Origin of the sequence: Serratia marcescens (assembly GCF_001902635.1) — a bacterium.
Lineage (GTDB): Bacteria > Pseudomonadota > Gammaproteobacteria > Enterobacterales > Enterobacteriaceae > Serratia > Serratia marcescens_F.
In genome coordinates this window covers 1-17,131 of sequence record NZ_MJAO01000033.1, presented here as the reverse complement: position 1 = coordinate 17,131, position 17,131 = coordinate 1, and the positions used below count along the sequence as shown (strand labels likewise).

The 17,131-nt window shown below is 46.4% G+C and carries 14 protein-coding genes and 1 pseudogene; 10 read left to right on the top strand and 5 right to left on the bottom strand.

The window, feature by feature from the left end:
- Positions 1–15 precede the first annotated feature (15 nt).
- The 3 genes from BHU62_RS22400 to BHU62_RS25545 are packed head-to-tail and all read left to right on the top strand — an operon-like array spanning position 16 to position 2,153.
- Positions 16–381, top strand: a complete 366-nt coding sequence (locus BHU62_RS22400; protein ID WP_073534633.1) for a hypothetical protein — start codon at positions 16–18, stop codon at positions 379–381.
- A 5-nt stretch (positions 382–386) separates the two neighbouring features.
- Positions 387–1,955 carry an FKBP-type peptidyl-prolyl cis-trans isomerase N-terminal domain-containing protein gene (locus BHU62_RS22395; protein WP_073534632.1) on the top strand — a complete coding sequence of 523 codons (1,569 nt, stop codon included), beginning with the start codon at positions 387–389 and terminating at the stop codon, positions 1,953–1,955.
- Between the two features lie 6 nt (positions 1,956–1,961).
- Complete coding sequence (locus BHU62_RS25545; protein WP_073534631.1) at positions 1,962–2,153, top strand: FKBP-type peptidyl-prolyl cis-trans isomerase; 192 nt, start codon at positions 1,962–1,964, stop codon at positions 2,151–2,153.
- 1,004 nt (positions 2,154–3,157) lie between these two features.
- Here the strand turns inward: BHU62_RS25545 and BHU62_RS22380 are convergent.
- Positions 3,158–3,424: pseudogene (locus BHU62_RS22380) on the bottom strand (Arm DNA-binding domain-containing protein); the annotation flags it as partial.
- Positions 3,425–4,493: 1,069 nt separating this feature from the next.
- Here BHU62_RS22380 and BHU62_RS22375 point away from each other — a divergent pair.
- Genes BHU62_RS22375 through BHU62_RS22360 form a run of 4 tightly spaced genes read left to right on the top strand, consistent with a single transcriptional unit; the run spans position 4,494 to position 9,160 of the window.
- The gene (locus BHU62_RS22375; RefSeq protein ID WP_073534629.1) at positions 4,494–5,666 is read left to right on the top strand and encodes an HNH endonuclease; all 1,173 of its coding nucleotides are present in this window, start codon (positions 4,494–4,496) and stop codon (positions 5,664–5,666) included.
- Entirely contained in the window at positions 5,663–6,913 is a 1,251-nt protein-coding gene (locus tag BHU62_RS22370) for a nucleotidyltransferase (protein WP_073534628.1), read from the top strand. Before BHU62_RS22375 ends, BHU62_RS22370 begins: the two co-directional genes overlap by 4 nt.
- The gene (locus tag BHU62_RS22365; protein WP_073534627.1) at positions 6,906–8,681 is read left to right on the top strand and encodes a HesA/MoeB/ThiF family protein; all 1,776 of its coding nucleotides are present in this window, start codon (positions 6,906–6,908) and stop codon (positions 8,679–8,681) included. The genes BHU62_RS22370 and BHU62_RS22365 overlap by 8 nt, the downstream gene beginning before the upstream one ends.
- Positions 8,678–9,160: a Mov34/MPN/PAD-1 family protein gene (locus BHU62_RS22360; RefSeq protein ID WP_073534626.1), complete on the top strand. Its 483-nt coding sequence runs from the start codon at positions 8,678–8,680 to the stop codon at positions 9,158–9,160. The genes BHU62_RS22365 and BHU62_RS22360 overlap by 4 nt, the downstream gene beginning before the upstream one ends.
- Positions 9,161–9,166: 6 nt before the next feature.
- Here BHU62_RS22360 and BHU62_RS22355 read toward each other — a convergent pair whose 3' ends face one another.
- Positions 9,167–9,736 (bottom strand): 3'-5' exonuclease, encoded by a 570-nt coding sequence (locus BHU62_RS22355; RefSeq protein WP_073534651.1) that lies wholly within the window; start codon positions 9,734–9,736, stop codon positions 9,167–9,169.
- 693 nt (positions 9,737–10,429) lie between these two features.
- On the opposite strand from BHU62_RS22355, the gene BHU62_RS22350 reads away from it, so the two are divergent.
- The 3 genes from BHU62_RS22350 to BHU62_RS22340 are packed head-to-tail and all read left to right on the top strand — an operon-like array spanning position 10,430 to position 13,715.
- Positions 10,430–11,953 carry a recombinase family protein gene (locus BHU62_RS22350; protein WP_265341110.1) on the top strand — a complete coding sequence of 508 codons (1,524 nt, stop codon included), beginning with the start codon at positions 10,430–10,432 and terminating at the stop codon, positions 11,951–11,953.
- Between the two features lies 1 nt (position 11,954).
- The gene (locus tag BHU62_RS22345) at positions 11,955–12,821 is read left to right on the top strand and encodes a ParB/RepB/Spo0J family partition protein (protein WP_073534624.1); all 867 of its coding nucleotides are present in this window, start codon (positions 11,955–11,957) and stop codon (positions 12,819–12,821) included.
- A 15-nt stretch (positions 12,822–12,836) separates the two neighbouring features.
- The gene (locus tag BHU62_RS22340; protein ID WP_073534623.1) at positions 12,837–13,715 is read left to right on the top strand and encodes a plasmid partitioning protein RepB C-terminal domain-containing protein; all 879 of its coding nucleotides are present in this window, start codon (positions 12,837–12,839) and stop codon (positions 13,713–13,715) included.
- A gap of 40 nt (positions 13,716–13,755) precedes the next feature.
- Here the strand turns inward: BHU62_RS22340 and BHU62_RS22335 are convergent, their stop codons facing one another.
- From BHU62_RS22335 to BHU62_RS22320, 3 genes are all read right to left on the bottom strand, one after another.
- Positions 13,756–14,964, bottom strand: coding sequence for an IS256 family transposase (locus BHU62_RS22335; RefSeq protein WP_073534622.1), 1,209 nt, complete (start codon positions 14,962–14,964; stop codon positions 13,756–13,758).
- Positions 14,965–15,380: 416 nt separating this feature from the next.
- Complete coding sequence (locus BHU62_RS22325; protein WP_073534621.1) at positions 15,381–16,808, bottom strand: VasL domain-containing protein; 1,428 nt, start codon at positions 16,806–16,808, stop codon at positions 15,381–15,383.
- A 49-nt stretch (positions 16,809–16,857) separates the two neighbouring features.
- On the bottom strand, positions 16,858–17,131 hold a 274-nt coding region (locus BHU62_RS22320), incomplete at its 5' end, for a GIY-YIG nuclease family protein (protein ID WP_139282317.1).

Below are 17,131 nucleotides of genomic sequence, written 5' to 3'. Positions count from 1 at the left end.
ACGAGGAGTTATAAGATGAATAAGTCGAATACCGTTAAATTACCATTTCTCGCCATAGTGCTGCTATTAAGCGCCTGTCGCTCGCCGGTGAATACCGTTGAAAATAACCTCCCCACCAAGGCTGAACAGGAAATTAAACGTGTGCAGCAATGTCAACAAGAACTCACAGTATTAAGTTCCATTAAAAGCAAGGATTACACGGTAACTAAACAAGCTTTTGATCGCCTGATGGGCAATGCCGCACAATATGCCAGTTTGCGTAACAAGGTTAACGGTGAGACACAGAGTACCGTAGATGCTTTATACAACTATAAAATTAGCTTGTTATGCGCAGAAATTAATCAAGCGGTATTGCTCCATTTAGCCCAACAAGAAAGGTAATATGAATGACTTTCCAATGGCTGCGCCTCTATATTACCCTGCCATTTCTCCGCCCCCTGCCAGCTCTAGTCGTGTTAGGGTACCTATTTTTTATCCCAGTGGCGTTAGCTGACGATAATACTGGCATACCGGCGTTATTACAGTTCGCTGAGCGATATAATAAGCAAGATTTACCCCCACCCTTGCCTGTTGTCACTGAAGTGCCCCAAAAAAATGATAAAACAAAAATCGTGCAAAAACCGCCCAGAATAGAGAGAAAAACGCCACCGCAGACCGTGCGTTGGCAAACCAAAACTGCTGAGTTACAGTCCCAGAGCGCCACCATCTCACAATTAGAACAAAAAGTAGGCATGCTGCAAAAATTATTAGCGGAGAAAACAGAGCAACCTAAACCAGCGCCCTTGCCGGATATCAAAGATTTAAGCCAACTGGTGCAAAACCTACGCCAGGCACTGGCAATTACGCCAAAAGAACAACATGTCTTGGCTACTCTAAAGCAGGCGCAACAATCCAAAAAGCGGTTGGAAAAGCAGAATAATGAGCTACAAGCTCAACTGCTCACCTTAAAAACAGAACTTATGACGAATAAAAAACAGAGCAGTAAAGAAGATGGGGAAAAGATTAACCAGTTAACGGACGCATTACGGGCAGAGGAAAAAGATAACGCAATACTACAAGATCGTCTGGCTGGCGTGCAGAAAAATTACCAAACGCTAATTGTCAGCAGTGAAAATATAAAAAAGCAGCTGATTAGCACCACGACACAAAGCGAAAAACAGCGCCAACAACAGGAAATGTCGGAGCAACAGCGGGCCAGTTTGCAGGCGGAATTGGGCAATAATGTTGCAGCCATCGCTGCCCTGCGTACTGAGTTGACAACCTTACGGGCCAAAAACCCAACGCAAATGGACAAAAGCGTATTGGAAAAACCTTCGAGCCAGCAAGATTACGCTGCAGGTGTCTCCTTAGGTGAGGAAATCCTGCAGATGCAGGCGGAACGCAAAAAATGGGGCGTAAAGACCGATAAGCAAATCCTGCTGGCTGGCATTATCGACACCTTCGCCGGTCAGCGGCAACTTGACGACACGCAGCTTAATCAGGCGTTGGCCGCCTCCGAAACGCAGGTTACCCGCGCCAGAGAAAACATCATCGCTGAACAAACCCGCAAAGGCGAACGCTTCCTGGCCACCTTTAAAAAAGATACCCGGGCCAAACGTACGGATACGGGGGCCTGGTACCGCATTGAGTATGCCGGCGATGGGGCTATCCCCCCAGATGCTACGTTGGATGTGGTGGTGAAAGAAACCCTGAGCGACGGCACAATTATCCAGGATATGGACGCCAGCGGAGCCGTCTTGTCACAGCCCCTGTCGCAGTTCCCGCCACTCTTTGCCGACGCCTTGCGCCAGCTTAAAAATCACGGAACGTTAACCCTGGTGGTGCCGCCGAAGTTGGCCTACGGTGAGAAAGGCTATCCGCCCAACGTCCCGCCGAATGCGACCATGGTGTATACCTTGCGTATTGCTGAAATCTATCCCAACACCCTCAAAAAAAAGAAGGCTGAAGGGGCGTGATGACCATTGAGCTTTTTCAGATGCAATCCTAAATATAGAAGCCCTGCGGACTGTGTTACTCACACACTATTTAGCAACGCCCTGCTCCAGCTGAAAAATAACAGAACGTTAACCCTGGTGGTGCCGCCGGCGCTGGCCTACGGCGAGAAAGGCTATCCGCCCAACGTCCCGCCGAATGCGACCACGGTGAGAACATAGAAAGCTGAAGCGATATCCCCATAACCCCGGTTACGCGGTTGCTCACGATTGCGCCGCAGGCGTCCTCTCCGCCTGCGGCCCTTTTCTCTTCACAAAAGAGAAGAGGGTCAGCCTGCACTGGCAACACGCCACCGATTTCAGAAGGAACTGAATCAATCATGAAATATACAACATTGAAGAACATCATCACCCTGGGTCTCGCCACACCCGGTGGAGGATGTTTGGGGATAATTTTAGCCACCCTGTTATTTTGGCTCCTCACCCTCACGCTTATTATCTGCTAGTGAAAGTAATGAAATCAGTCTATATATATCAAGATATATATCGCAGTGACGTACTTTAAAAAACAAGAAGAAATCACCCTCAGTATCATGAGACAATAACAGTCTTAATTTAACTTATTTTTTCAATTAACATCAATCAGTTAAATAGATCCCGCTTTTTATATGGATTTAAAAACCACATCATTTATCATATTTTCACTGAGCGATGAAGATGTGCTTAGTTTAGAGACTGAATAACGGGGCAAAGCGTGCCTTTTATGTCCTTGAAGCTTACCTCAGCGCCAAGAGCCATCGGGATTATAGACTGAAAGAAGAGGAGGTCCTCAAACTGGCGTTCGCATTGAAAATGCTTCAAGAGGTAGAACGGGGAACCGCCCTGTAAGAGTGGCGTCAATTTGTTACCGCCCTCTGATGAAGGCGGCAACATCAGCCTTATCGGCACGCACCCGTAACGGCGTCTGTGCCCTGCGGACACACTTGCGAGTTTTGAGGAATAATTCCCCAACCGTTCCCCCAGGGACCCGTGCATCCGGACAACATAGCGACGATCAGCAGAGATAATAGGCTTTTCATTTAACGCTCCTTGTTCTGACGTGGAGACTTCATAATACTGCTCATAACAGAGGAAAAGATTATATAATTAAAGCAGGTTCATACAACGACGATTTTCATATAGACCTTAACCTGAGTTAAACAGGAACGAAGGTGTTTTCGAGCCTGCTTTTCTACTTTGCGCTGTTCGCCGGGATCGACCCCGTTGGCGACATGCCACTTCGCTTTATATCTTCGTTGCCTTGCCTCGTAGAGCGACACCGCCGGATAGATGCCCAATGTCTGCATCTTTTGCTTGCCGTCGAAACGATATTACAAATGCCAATACCTGGAGCCGTTAGGGTGAACCATCAAATGCATCCATTCGTCATCGGTAATCTTGCAGATTTTATCCGCCGGTTCAGCACTTCTTACTTTCATGTCGGTAAGCGCCATCTACCGCCCCGCTGCTGCTTGCCGGCACAAGAGCTCATTGAACCCCACATGTACTGGCCATGAAGACTTGATGCGGGATGACGTTGGTAGAATAAGGTAGAGCTGGAAGCGCAAAAACCCGCTAATAAGCTGAATTTCAGGCATAAAAAAAGACGTCCGTTGACGTCCATTGACTGCAAAATGGCCCCTATAGGATTCTAACCCACCACAATTCATTATGAAAAATAATAAAAAATTTAATATCGAACTTTTTTATACCAACATTTATACCAACAAGTGGCGTCACGTAGCCATCTCGCTTGCCTCCCTTCCCTACAGTTCTCTCTATCAGCCTAGCCAACGGAGCTAGACAAGTCGTAAAAGTCACTTGATGGGAGAGTTGCTCGTCATAACGCTAGGGGGTTACAGGCACACAGAACATAACATCACTTATAGACCATAAACGCATCCGTAGCAGCTTTTCAAAACATGGGCTCAGGGCAACCATGAGTTGCTGATACATTTCATCGATGCTTCCAATTACCATCTTGTGAATTAGACTCTATCAAAAAATGCGCCAATGACTGTTACAGTAATCACGTAAAAGCTCCCCCTCACCAGATCAGCAGAAGGCTGATCTGGTGAGGGGGAATAATGAGCGTATTTTTTCGTTTAAACGGATGAAAATACATCCCCAAGAAATAATTCTCAAGATAATAATACCAATAGAATCCATAATCAGTTTTTATTGAATGCAACTTACTTTTTTCTAATAAAACGGAATTTCTAGCTCGCGATAACAATATGAATCAGTGGAATATTTTAAAGGAGCAACACCACAGCATGAGTGTTGATAATGAATATTATTATCTTTTTAGTGGTATTTTGCGATTAAGGTCTCAAAGCTGCTATGAATGATGTCGCATGTTTTTTCTTATCGTTTAAACAAGCACCTCTTTTTTGTGAGGCAGCTGTTTTATTTATCGTTCCTCTCTTGAAATAAAACTTAAAAGCCACAATATGATTTTCTCTGCTCATCTGTTGTAGTAACCAACGGTTCATTTTCAGGGGAAGCTAAAGGAGAATTGAATTGTCAAAAAAAGAAAAAACTAATACTGCGAATGGACGATATAACACTAGTGAGGCGAGCAAACAGATAGTTTGGGCACAAAGTGCTGGTCACTGCGAACTGTGTGGAGCAGATCTCACTTATGATTATCGTGCGGGGCGCTCTATGAGATGGGGAGAAGTTGCTCATATCATGCCGGCCAGCCCCAAAGGGCCACGTGGAAGTAAGGAACATGATGAAGCCAAGGCACAAGCTCTCACAAACGACAGTAACAACCTCATGCTTTTGTGCCCTGGATGTCATGATAAAATTGATCGTGATGCTGATGGGTATCCGGAACATGATTTGACAGGGTTACACCAGGCATTCCTAGAACGAATCCGCCTTGCTGCAACCATGCCTGATGCGGGGCGTGCAGTTCCTGTCATCGTACAAAGCCAACATTTTTCGACAAACAATGACATTGCTGCCCGCGATCTGCTCATGGCCATGTCGGCTGAAGGTCTGACGGCATTTGACCACGAAATCAAAATTATTCTTCCTGCGCCAAGTTCTCGCGGTAGAGATGCGTTATATTGGCAAAATATCAAAGACAACATCCAGCATGACCTGGAAGGACAACTAAGACGCCGTGGGGGGCGTTATGGTGATATTCCGGCACTGGCTGTCGTAGGTGTCGCAGATATTCCTGCGCTGATGCTTTTAGGGCAAGCTATTGGCGATCGTTCCAATCGTTTGCTGTTTTCGTTCAACCGCGAATCTCGACTCAGTTGGCCAGATCTGACGGCTGAACCACCAGCATTTCAATTTACCCCACCTCCTGATGGTGAGGGCCCCATCGCATTAGTGTTATCAATCTCAGCTCAGATTCCACATCGTGATGTTTTAGCGGCCTTACCTGGAGCACGTATTGCTGAATTCACCATCCCTGAACCCAGCTATATGATGGTACACAACCGTCACGTCATTCATGCATTTCGTAATGAACTTCAAAAATATCTGAGCCAGCTTGAAGCTCTGACCCCTGATGCCATCCACTTGTATCCCGCCATTCCCGCAGCTTTGGCCATTGAGTTTGGCGCATTGCTTACGACACAACACCAGCATTCTTATATGGTCTTCGACCGAGACGAGAATGGTCAATTCAAATCGACACTATCTATAGGCCCGCACGGCCAGGAGACACAAGCATGATCTTAACAAACGAACAAAACAAACGTGCAGGATGGGAACACTTCCTGCTTCGCGCCGCTCGGGAGATTTCTCTGTCCGAAGCGCAGTATAAAACAATCAACGGACGTTATTCTCAATTAGAAGGGATCCTCTCTGCGTCAGATAACCCACTGTTGGCCGACGCACATATTTTCGTTCAAGGCTCGATCCGATTAAAAACAACGGTAAAACCCGTTTCCGGCGCACCTGATGATTTAAACACCATCGACGCTGATGCCATTATCTGGTTACCCCATGCGCAAGGTGCCGGTGCTGACGACATTTTAGCAGCCATCGAAGAGCGGTTCAGAGAAGGCAGCCGCGTGCAGGAAGATATCCAGCAGTTGCGCCGCGGGATCCGAATTGTCTATTCCGATGAGAATCCAGGTTTTCATATCGACGTGACGCCTGCGCGCGCTATTGCAGGCAATTATGAGTCGAATGGCGAGGGCAAGCTGGAGGTTCCAGACCGGGTGGCCGGATGGAAGGCAAGCAGTCCGATACCGTATTCAAACTGGCTACAGGTTGCCTCCACGCAAGAGATCGTCCTTGAGAATTTGATTCTGGCTAAAAATCACGCGACAGCTGATTCTGCGACGCAGGCTCCGCTGCCTGAATATGGAGAGTACCTCGACCAGGATCCACTTCGCGCAACGATCAAGCTTCTGAAGCGACACCGTGATGAATGGGCTATTCGGACTGAAAATGAAGAACACCGCCCCATTTCAGCAGTGATCACAACCCTGGCTACGCACGCCTACCTTGATATGGTCGAAGCCTCGAAATCAACCCCCCTTAGGCCACTGGATGCCATTTTGGGCATTGTCCAACGCATGCAACGACACGTTAAGTATGACGGCGTTCGTTACTTTGTTTGCAATCCTGCAGATAATGGCGAGAATTTTGCTGAAAAATGGAATCGCCCTCTTGACGGCCCTATGTATCACAAAGCCTTCTGCGACTGGTATCTCGATGCAGGGGCCGCAATATCCTTGGGGCTGGAAAGTTTTGCATCTGCAGACGATTTCACCAAAGCGATTAATGAGAGCTTCGGCATAGGGAACACCTTCATTACTGCCATTAATAATGAAATTCCTGCGAACTGGACGCTGCCAGGTCGCACCGATGGGACGACAAGAAACACGGTATCGATGGGAGCACTTTTTGGGGGAACAAGCACTGCGGGCAGTTCCCAAGCTAAAGTAAAACCGGTGGAACGTCTTGGCTGACTTATCTGATACATTTCTGCAGCGCGGTATTGCCGCGCTGCACAGCTCCTTGGGAGCAGAAGCTGCGACCGCTTTACTGCAACCAGCCCCTTTACGATTTGGTGAAGCGGCCAGCTTTTACTTCCCACTGCCCCAAGATTATACAGGGCAAGAGCGGCGCTTGCGCATCGCATTTCCTAACAGTTTTCCGCGAGAGTTATTGCGGTTATCCATTGAACCTTCCCCTTGGCTAGTCTGGCCACATGCAACACCGGCCGGTTTATGTTTGTATGGTTTTCAGCAGCGCCCGATTACAGGCTCACCAGAGTTTATTGTTGAAGATTGTATTTCTCGTTTAAGAAAAATTTGTTCACTGTCTCTGCCAGAGGCAGACCCAACGCTTCGCCATGCTGAGTTCTGCAACGAGATAACGTCTTATTGGTCAATTCAACATAAGCACTCACGGCAGAACTTAATCCTCTTAGACCGCCCGAAAGTGGCCTCTGCACTGTTTGCTCTTAGCGATCCGCGACAAGCCGTACCATCGGGGCACGAGACCGTTTGGTTGGCTACGGACGCCTTTGTGCTTAGCCAGCATTACAAACGTATGGTTGGGCGTTCCGTATCGCTCCGGGCAACGGAAAGTCCCGGTTTCTATATCAAGCTAAGAAGCTATCCTGACCTTCGAACGCCTGCTGCTGGCCAGTTGTTGCCATGGCTTCTGCCTCATCTGGCCCTTGATGACGAGACAGCATTCCTTTCCTGGCTTGAGAATCACAACTCACTGATTAACAAGTGGATTGTTCTCGAGCTGCCAGGTAATGAGGGAGCACCGGCGTATTGCCTTAATATTTTCTTGCCAGGCACACAAGCGGACCGAGGGATGAAGTTCGGGTTAAGAACCGCCCGGAGGCGGCCAGCCATTACGGGTGCTCATCGTTTAGCGCAAATTCGAACCTCAACGCTCGATATACTTGATCGCGCTGAAGTATATTCCCGAGATGTAAGCAAGACGAGTAAAACGCTTGAGAAATGCCGGGTCGTTTGCGTTGGTGTTGGCTCACTAGGAGGAGCAGTAGCATTACAGCTTGCTCGTGCTGGCGTGGGGCATTTAACCCTAATAGACCCTGATATTTTCGTCTCGGCCAATATTGGCCGGCATGTTCTGGGGGCCGATGATTTAGGAAGAGCTAAGGCGGTAGCACTGAGGGAAAGAATTCGTAAGGACCTCCCATTTACTGAGGTGACCGCGTGCGTAAAATTTTCGGAGTCCGTGTTGCTACAAGAGCCGGCTATATTTGAGAACGCCGATCTAGTGGTTGTCACTGCTGCGGACTGGCACTCGGAAGCAAGCCTTTGGCGTGAAAAATCAGAGGGCAAATCCTGGGGGATAATCCAGGCCTGGAGTGAACCCAATGCCTTAGTGGGACATGCTATTTTCGCTCCGGAAGGAGCCTATGATGCCAGAAATTTATTTAATGAAAATGGAAATTTTAATTATAAATTTACACAGTGGCCTGATGATGGCATCGTCGAGCTTCCCGCCTGTGGGGAAAGTTTTATTCCAGGGGGATCTTTAGGCATGACAAACATCGCTTTAATGACATCACACATGGTGATTGACATTTTGACTGGACGCACAAGAAACCCCGTCTGGACCAGCAGTATATTCAGACCGCAAGATGTGGCCATTCTGAATGGAACATATATCGGCCCAAGCTTAACTGATGGTGTGCAGCAGACCGTTTTAGAGCGCGAGTGGCCTGTAATTAAGGAAAATGGGAAATGACGAGTATCGCCTGGCGCTGGAAATGGGGATCGGGGGATGTTGAATTATTGGTCTCCCAGGCAGTGGCTGATGTTCTGGGTAGTTATAAGCAACGATGGTGGGGAGCAGAGCGAGGGGGACAACTCTTCGTAGCCCCCGACTGTCCAGATGGACTGTTACTTGCTTTGGCCACATTGCCTCACAGTAGCGATCGCGCAGGACGGACATGGCTAGAGCTCAATGACCAGCGTTGCCAGAACGAGATAAATAGGGCAAACACTACCGGACTACGTCTGGTTGGGTATTGGCATACTCATCCCCAAAAAATTCCAGAAATTTCCTCTGCAGATATAGACAGCTTTTCTCGGTTTGCCGCCCGCTATACGAAAGAACTCCCACACCCATTGGCCGTTATCGTCGGTCAATCCAGCCAATCCGCAGGTATTAAAGCCTGGTCTTTTAGAGGGGGGCAGTATGTTGAGGCCACTCGATTAGAGTAACTTTTTTCAGTTGCCGTGGTTTTTCTTGGCGTTATCCCAGTTAGCCAGCATAAGAGCAAACAGCTCCGCCTGAAAGCGTGCATCGTCCAGAGCGTTATGGCTCGGTTCGCTGCATGGTTTAAGTATGGCGGACATTCGAGAGGATTTGGTTTCTCTCCATCTGCTGCCTGTTGCCCCCATAAAGTAAGCCTTTATATCTATTGCTGTGAATCCAAAAGGATTTTTACCCAAGTACTTGTGGAAGTAATAGTTCACAAACGACCAGTCGAAGGGGGTATTGAGGCCAATAAAAATGGCTTTTTTACCTGCAGGGCATACTGATGTTAACCATTTATCCAGCTCGGCCATTGCATTCAATGGAGCGAGGCCTTCACGCGCCAACGTATCCAGATCCAACCCTGTCACGGCGAGAGCCTCCGGATCGCACTTTACACCATCGGGCTGTAGTGTGAGATACAATGACTTTTTAGGATCGCTTACAAGGCAAGCACCGATGGAAAGCATGCTGTACTCACCAGGGATTGGGCCCGATGTTTCAATATCGACAGAGACATAAAGCTCATCATTATTTTGCATATCAGCTCTTACATCGCATATAAGTAAGCTGCAACTATCGGCTACCTTGACAACCAGATAGGTACGCCAGCGCAGCTGGTTAATGGCATACATCCCCTGTAGCAGACTATCATCGATAAGTGGTGGGTTTCTCATTGCCACCAGCGTATCGAAATTCATCAGCTTAATCATCCCACATTCTAGCACACTCGCGGCTTTCCTAAGCCAGCGTAGAATCGTAGGCGGGGGAATGACGGTGTGTCTACTGACGGGGGTGCGAGTCCCCCTCCCTTAGCCAGTCTTCGATAAACGCGCTTCCCTACGCGTGGGGTTTGACATAATGTCGTGGGCTGTCGAAACGCTCATCAATCGTCATAACGGTTGAGAAGTTCAACAAAGCTTTCTATTTTTTATCAAAAACCCACTGTTTTTGGCCAGATATCAGAGAACGCATACCACCAACAATCATATCTAAAACACAATCCCATCCTTGAATTACCATCCTCCAAACATACACAACCATCAAAATATTCAAAAAGAAACAGCAGCGATATAGACAGCAACTTCGATAAAATGTTTAAAAAAATAACATATAACCAATCAGATATTTGACCAAACTCAAAAAAAAACAAGCTCACCTTAAATAAACATTGCAAAAAACAGGTCAGCAATTAATTATCAGAATACATTTTTTAATTTTTACGGAGCTATCACTTGTCCATTCGACATGCCGTTGAATATATAAGAATGTCCACTGACCACCAGAAGTACTCTCTGGATAACCAGTCAGGATACATCAGGGAATATGCCAAAAAAAACAACATCACCATTATTAAGTCTTACAGTGATGCAGGGAAAAGCGGATTAAATTTATCAGGAAGGCCGGGTCTGAAAAAATTGATTAATGATGTATTGCATCACCAAATTTCCGTCTCATACATTCTGGTTTATGACGTAAGTCGTTTTGGACGATTTCAGGATGCTGACGAGGCGGGACATTACTCTCACTTACTTAAAAAAAGTGGGGTGAAAATTATTTATTGTGCAGAGCACTTCTCTGAAGCTCAGCCTGAAATGTTCACACTGGGCCTAGCACTTTCAAGACATGGTGCAGCCAGTTTTAGCAGAAACCAGTCAGAGAAAGTGTTTCTGGGCCAGATGAATCTCATAAAAAGAGGATATCATCAGGGCGGTCTGCCAGGTTATGGACTGCGCCGCTTACTGATTGATGAAAATCATGATGAAAAGGGACAGCTTACATTCGGCCAGCGTAAAAGTATCCAGACAGATCGGGTCATATTGACACCGGGACCACAGGAAGAGATCGACATTGTTAACCATATATTCGATATGTTTAATGACGAAGGTAAACCAGAACTGGTCATTGCATCAGAATTAAATCGCAAACAGATCCTGGCAGAAAATGGAAGTACATGGAGCAGAGCAAAGATTCATCAAATACTGACCAATGAAAAATACATTGGTAACAGTATTTATAACAAAACATCGTTTAAACTAAAACAACAGTATGTCCTCAACCCCGAAGAGGAATGGATTCGGTGCGATGGTGCTTATACTCCAGTTATAAGCCTTGATAAATTTAAACGTGCAAATGAAATTATCAGATCACGAGCCATTCGCTTATCTGAAGAAGAACTACTTGAAAAATTACACACATTACTAAAAAAGAGAGGTAGGCTTTCAGGAATTATTATTGACGAAGAAGAACGCTTCCCTTCCAGCAGCGTCTATCGTTATCGTTTCGGAAGCCTTTTGCGCGTTTATCATTTAATCGGTTACACACCAGAAACTGATTACAGCTGGCTTGAAACCAACAAGTTCATTAAGAACTTAAACGCAGAAATGACCAACTCAATCATTGGCAATATTAGCAATGAAGGAGGCTGGATTAGTGATGCATCAACGACAGGAGTTTTTCATATCAATGATGAGTTCACTCTATCTATACAAACTTCCCGATGTAGGCGTACGGGGCCAAATAGTCTCAGGTGGAAGATAAATTTCAACTACAATTTCTCTCCCGATATCAATATTGCTGTAAGAATGGACAGTACTAATCAAGCGGTTGTCGATTACTATATTTTCCCAGCGATAGATATTATTTCACAGACTATATCCCTGAAGGAGACAAATCCTTACTGCTTCGACTTATACCGATTTGATAATCTATCCTCTTTTTATAGATTAATAAGAAGAATAAAACTACAGGAGCTATAGCATGAAAGAAGAAAAAATTGATCTTATTGAAATCAGTAAAATAATGGTCGTCAACCCTCGTAAAAGAGATAAGTTCAATCACAATGAGATTAAAGAAAATATTCATAAAATTGGGCTAAAACGTCCGGTGACAGTTCGCCGAATTGTACATGATAAGTTTGAATATGCTTTAATTTGTGGCCAAGGAAGACTTGAAGCTTATCAACATTATCAGGAGACTCACATACCAGCAGTCATCAGGGATGTTAATGAAGAAACAGGGCACCTGATGAGTCTGGCTGAGAATATAGCCAGAAGGAAACCTAGGGCAACCGAACTTCTTGACAGCGTTCGACAGTTAAAAGATCAGGGACTAAACGATAAAGATATTAGTGAGCGTCTCGGATACACGGTCAGTTGGGTACAGGGAGTAACAACGCTGTTGGGAAGAGGTGAGAAAAAGCTACTTGCTGCTTTCGAAGCCGGTCATATTCCTTTATACCTTGCGGTAGAAATATCTCGTTCCACCGATGAGTCCATTCAAGATTCACTGACAGAGGCCCTACTGAATGGAAATATTAAAGGAAGACAAATCAATATTATCAAGCGAATAATTGAAAATCGTAAAAAAGGTAACAAAGGCTCCACAAACAAAACATATACACCCAAAAGAGTTCAGAAAAAATACACACCAGAGGAGCTTGCCGTTATCTATCAAAGAAATGCTGACGAACACAGAGATATTCAGGTAAAAGCAAAGTATGCACGTGAGACACTTATGGTAGTAAAAGAAGTTTTCAGAAAACTAGTCCAGGACAGTGATTTCTGTAATCTTTTACATGAAAACAATATCAATGATATCCCGGAAGCTTTGGTTCCCGATAGATAACAAGAGGAAATAAATATGATAAAGCAATGTTTTAATAATCACTTTCAGTCATATCTGATAGATAAATTAATCCCATCACGAACACTTCCTGTCAACATAAAATCAAGTGGGAAATACAAACAAATTGTTAGCTCAATTGCAGAAATTGGTTTAATAGAGCCAGTCATTATATTTATCAATGATAATGAAGAGCAAAAGGTACTAGACGGACACTTACGCATCGAAGCATTGAAAGATCTGAACATAGCTCATGCCCATTGCCTAATCTCCCCAGTTGAGGATACTTACTCCTATAACAAACGAGTCAATCATTTAACAATTCTTCAGGAACAAAAGATGCTTCAAAAAGCGGTTGAGTCAGGTGTCCCGGTCGAGAAACTTTGTGCCGTGCTTGGTTTATCTCAAAGCATCATCAATACACGACTCCGTATTTCTGATGGTATAGCAAAAGAGGTACTTGCTTTGCTGGCCGAAAAAAATGTATCTCAGAACGTCTTCGATATACTACGCAGGATTAAACCCTATAAACAGATTGAATTTGTTACCACAATGATAACACTCAATAACTTTACCAAAAAATTTGCACTCTCTATGTTGCACACTTTACCGTCAGAGCATCTTGTCAGACAAATTGATAATACTACCGAAGACAAAGACATGGTAAAAACACTTGCCCGCTTGGAAAAAGAAATGGCTGCACTTCAGATTGAAACACAGAATATTCAGAATGAATACGCCGAAAACAATCTTAATCTAATTATAGTCAAGTCTTACATAGCCAAATTACTTCGCACAAATGATGTTATTCACTGGCTTTATGATAATAAATGTGAATACCTTGATGTTTTAAAGAAAATTGTTGGTATTGAAAGTCTTAGTAAAATAGAAAAATAATAATACAGACCCTGTACACGATTCTGTGTAAATGCCTTTCTCAGTAGTGGCCGTCCAGGCGGTCACCAAACTCGATAATAAATCGGCTCATTGCCATCCGCCAGTCCTGAAGGGGCATTGTCCATTTCCGGGACGCTGCCTGGATGGCAAGCCACACCACCTTTTTTACTGATTCATCTGTCGGGAACACCTTGCGTTTCTTGATGGCATGCCGGATCACACTGTTCAGCGATTCGATCGCGTTGGTCGTGTAGATCACCTTGCGAAGCTCCTGTGGATATGAGAAGAACGTCGACAGATTGCTCCAGTTTGACTGCCAGCTCCGGCTTATCTGTGGATAACGGCTGTCCCAGGCGCTGCCGAACGCTTCCAGAGCCTGCAGCCCTGCTTCTTCTGTGGGGGCCTGGTAGATAGCTTTCAGATCACGGGTGACGGCTTTGTAGTCTTTCCAGGAGACGAACCGCAGGCTGTTTCGCACCATATGCACGATGCACAGCTGGATGCGGGCTTCCGGATATACCGTATTGATGGCGTCCGGGAAGCCTTTCAGGCCGTCAACGCAGGCAATGAGGATATCGTTAAGACCACGGTTTTTCAGCTCAGTCAGCACATTGAGCCAGAACTTCGCACCCTCGTTTTCGGCCAGCCACATACCCAGCAGTTCTTTCTGCCCTTCGATATTGATACCCAGTGCCAGGAATACGGATTTGTTGATGATGCGGCTGTCCTGCCGGACTTTCAGCACGATACAGTCAAGATAAACAATGGGATATATCGCATCCAGTGGGCGATTTTGCCATTCAGTGACCTGCTCCATCACGGCGTCGGTGACCTTCGAGACCAGCGCAGGTGAGACATCTGCGTCATACAGTTCTTTGAACGCTGCTGCTATCTCACGGGTGGTCATCCCTTTGGCGTACAACGATAAAATCTGGCTATCCATCCCGGTGATCCGGGTCTGGTTTTTCTTCACCAGAAGCGGTTCGAAAGAGCCATCACGATCGCGCGGAGTACGTAGTTCCAGAGGGCCATCGCCCGTGATAACGGTCTTTGTGGAATAGCCGTTGCGGGAGTTGGCACCCGGTTTAGGCTGGTTTTTATCGTAGCCCAGATGGTGTGACATTTCGGCGTTCAGAGCCGCCTCAACGCAGATTTTCTTCAGCAGACGATCGAACTGGCTGAGATCGTCAGGGGTTTTGAGATTTTTGGCCAGTTCGTTAGCCAGGGCCTGCAACTGTTTTTCGTCCATAAATTAACCTGTTTATGATGTCGGGTTGAACATATCAAAATCAGGCAATTACACAAATTTATGTACAGGCTCAGTCGAAATGATCCTTGTACATAAACTTGTGGATCATATTGGATGACAGCAGATTCTGGCCGATGAAGCCATTCACCAAGTGATGTGTAGCTACGGCATGCCTGTTCATAGCGAGACTCACTGATTGCAAGCTCGTCCGCTAAAGCGGTGAGAAATTCTTCTGCTTTATTTGTCGGCATACTCCTGCCCTCCTGGATTTTGACACTATAGTGAATAATAGAAATAGCATTATCTACAATAAGTTTGATGATGCATGGTTGCTCGGGCATCTGCTTTTTCGTTGGTGTAAGAATCTGACCTCAAATACTTAATTGCTCCGCCACTCCTTTTGCATTATCCGTTTTTTATTCATCAATATTATTTTTATTATCAGTGATACGATGCATTTCAGGCTGGACCAGTATCGCATATCGGGTGATCAGTTGCTTCAAATGCATTTCAAGTTGAACTCTGGCAACAGCTGGTAAAGGTACTCCAGCAGGACTTTCTGACATTACACGCAATTGCTCTTCGGCCGGTATGGACTGGTTAAAAGACTGTCGGACGGAAAATACAATGGACTTCAGTTCACTGACTGTCATGTATTTTCCCTTCTGCTCATCAAGCCCGTTCAGGCGGTCACTCAGTTTTTGTAACGCTGTCATCCCCTGATACCAGCCATTAAGCTGTTCTACCGGTAATGCAGCAGCATCAAGTTGCTGCTGCCACTGTTGTACCAGAGGCTTTGCCTGCTCCGGCCACAGTACTCCAGCCTGCTCAACCAGTTGCCGGCTATAGACAACAGTCCAGTCAGGCGGCAACTTATCCAGTCGGGCAAGCTGCTGCTGTGTCTGGGCGATAAAGTCCTGCGGTAACGGAATCTGCTGGCGCAACGCATCAATCTGCTCAGGCGTGAGGGGGGCAGGTAACGGGGCCAGTGAGGCTGCAAGCTGAGCCTGTAGAGGGTCAGGTCGGTGAAGATACTGCCAGCTCCACACCGCGGCTGCACTTATTATCAGCATGGTACACATCCCGGCGCTGAAGGATTTCCACTTTTTGGCCGAAGTGGGCATTACCGTCTGTACTTCCACATTCGTTTGGTGCTCTGGCTGCGGTTCAGGCTGCGCAACGTACACCCACTTCACTGCGTTGTCTGGCATATCTTCATCCGGACCTCCAGCAAGGTCTCTTGTGGCTGCTGTCGCACCGTTCATCACAGTAGGCAACACGATACCCGACTGAATGTTCAGCCCGGTGCTGGTTGTATTATCACTGTTTTCCAGCCGGGCAGCACTGTTGTGCATCAGGGTACGTAACGTATCGAGCTGGCTCAGATGCTTAAGCTCCAGGCGCTGCAGCACCTCTCCCAGGCTGGTAAGCAGTTGCTCCGCCCGGTATAGCTGACTGAGGTCGCTGTAATTCAGCGGCAGCGAGCGCATCCGTTGCTGCAGGCGCTGGCTCAGACTGCTGAGGATTTCCATACGGGCATGGACTGGCTGCGGCCACAGTGCCCCCCACTGATGACTTATCAGTGCCTCGAGTATCGCCAGCCCTTCATTGAGCCCGAACAGCCCGGCCAGTTGCGTACGCGCAAGCGTATACCAGGCTGCCGTTTGCAGTTCCACACCGTTCTGCTCAAACATTGAGAGACAGAGTTTTTCGACATACTGCCAGCTCACATCCGGGCGAGCCGGATGCGTCAGCTTACGAAGTTCTTCACGAAGGGCGGCATAATCCGGCAGCATGCGCGGGTCGCCGCCGGTTTTTATTTTATGCGTGGGGATGTCATTCATGACCCGTTGTCCATTTGACGTATCAGGAGCTATTATTAAAGGTTATCGTTTATGCAACTTCGCTGTCTGCATATTCCTGGCTTTGCAGATACTGTAGCGCTACAGGATCAGCAATATAGTCAACCCGGCCATGATGACGTTCTACGGTGTTAATTATCTTGTTAAGATCCACCCGGAAGAATTCTTTGCGTAAGTTAATTCTGTTAATGCGGTAACTTTCCAAATGGTCGTGCAGCGTTTTTTCCAGTGCGGGCGCGTCATCGCAGGAAATCATGGCGTGGACATCAAAATCGAAGGGTACGGATGCCCCACTTAACTCTTTC

Bases quoted from the DNA above. Each gene is read 5' to 3' on its own strand.
- BHU62_RS22400 (WP_073534633.1), top strand. From the start codon at position 16: ATGAATAAGTCGAATACCGTTAAATTACCATTTCTCGCCATAGTGCTG.
- BHU62_RS22395 (WP_073534632.1), top strand. From the start codon at position 387: ATGACTTTCCAATGGCTGCGCCTCTATATTACCCTGCCATTTCTCCGC.
- BHU62_RS22370 (WP_073534628.1), top strand. From the start codon at position 5,663: ATGATCTTAACAAACGAACAAAACAAACGTGCAGGATGGGAACACTTC.
- BHU62_RS22360 (WP_073534626.1), top strand. From the start codon at position 8,678: ATGACGAGTATCGCCTGGCGCTGGAAATGGGGATCGGGGGATGTTGAA.
- BHU62_RS22355 (WP_073534651.1), bottom strand. From the start codon at position 9,736: ATGCAAAATAATGATGAGCTTTATGTCTCTGTCGATATTGAAACATCG.
- BHU62_RS22345 (WP_073534624.1), top strand. From the start codon at position 11,955: ATGAAAGAAGAAAAAATTGATCTTATTGAAATCAGTAAAATAATGGTC.
- BHU62_RS22340 (WP_073534623.1), top strand. From the start codon at position 12,837: ATGATAAAGCAATGTTTTAATAATCACTTTCAGTCATATCTGATAGAT.
- BHU62_RS22335 (WP_073534622.1), bottom strand. From the start codon at position 14,964: ATGGACGAAAAACAGTTGCAGGCCCTGGCTAACGAACTGGCCAAAAAT.
- BHU62_RS22325 (WP_073534621.1), bottom strand. From the start codon at position 16,808: ATGAATGACATCCCCACGCATAAAATAAAAACCGGCGGCGACCCGCGC.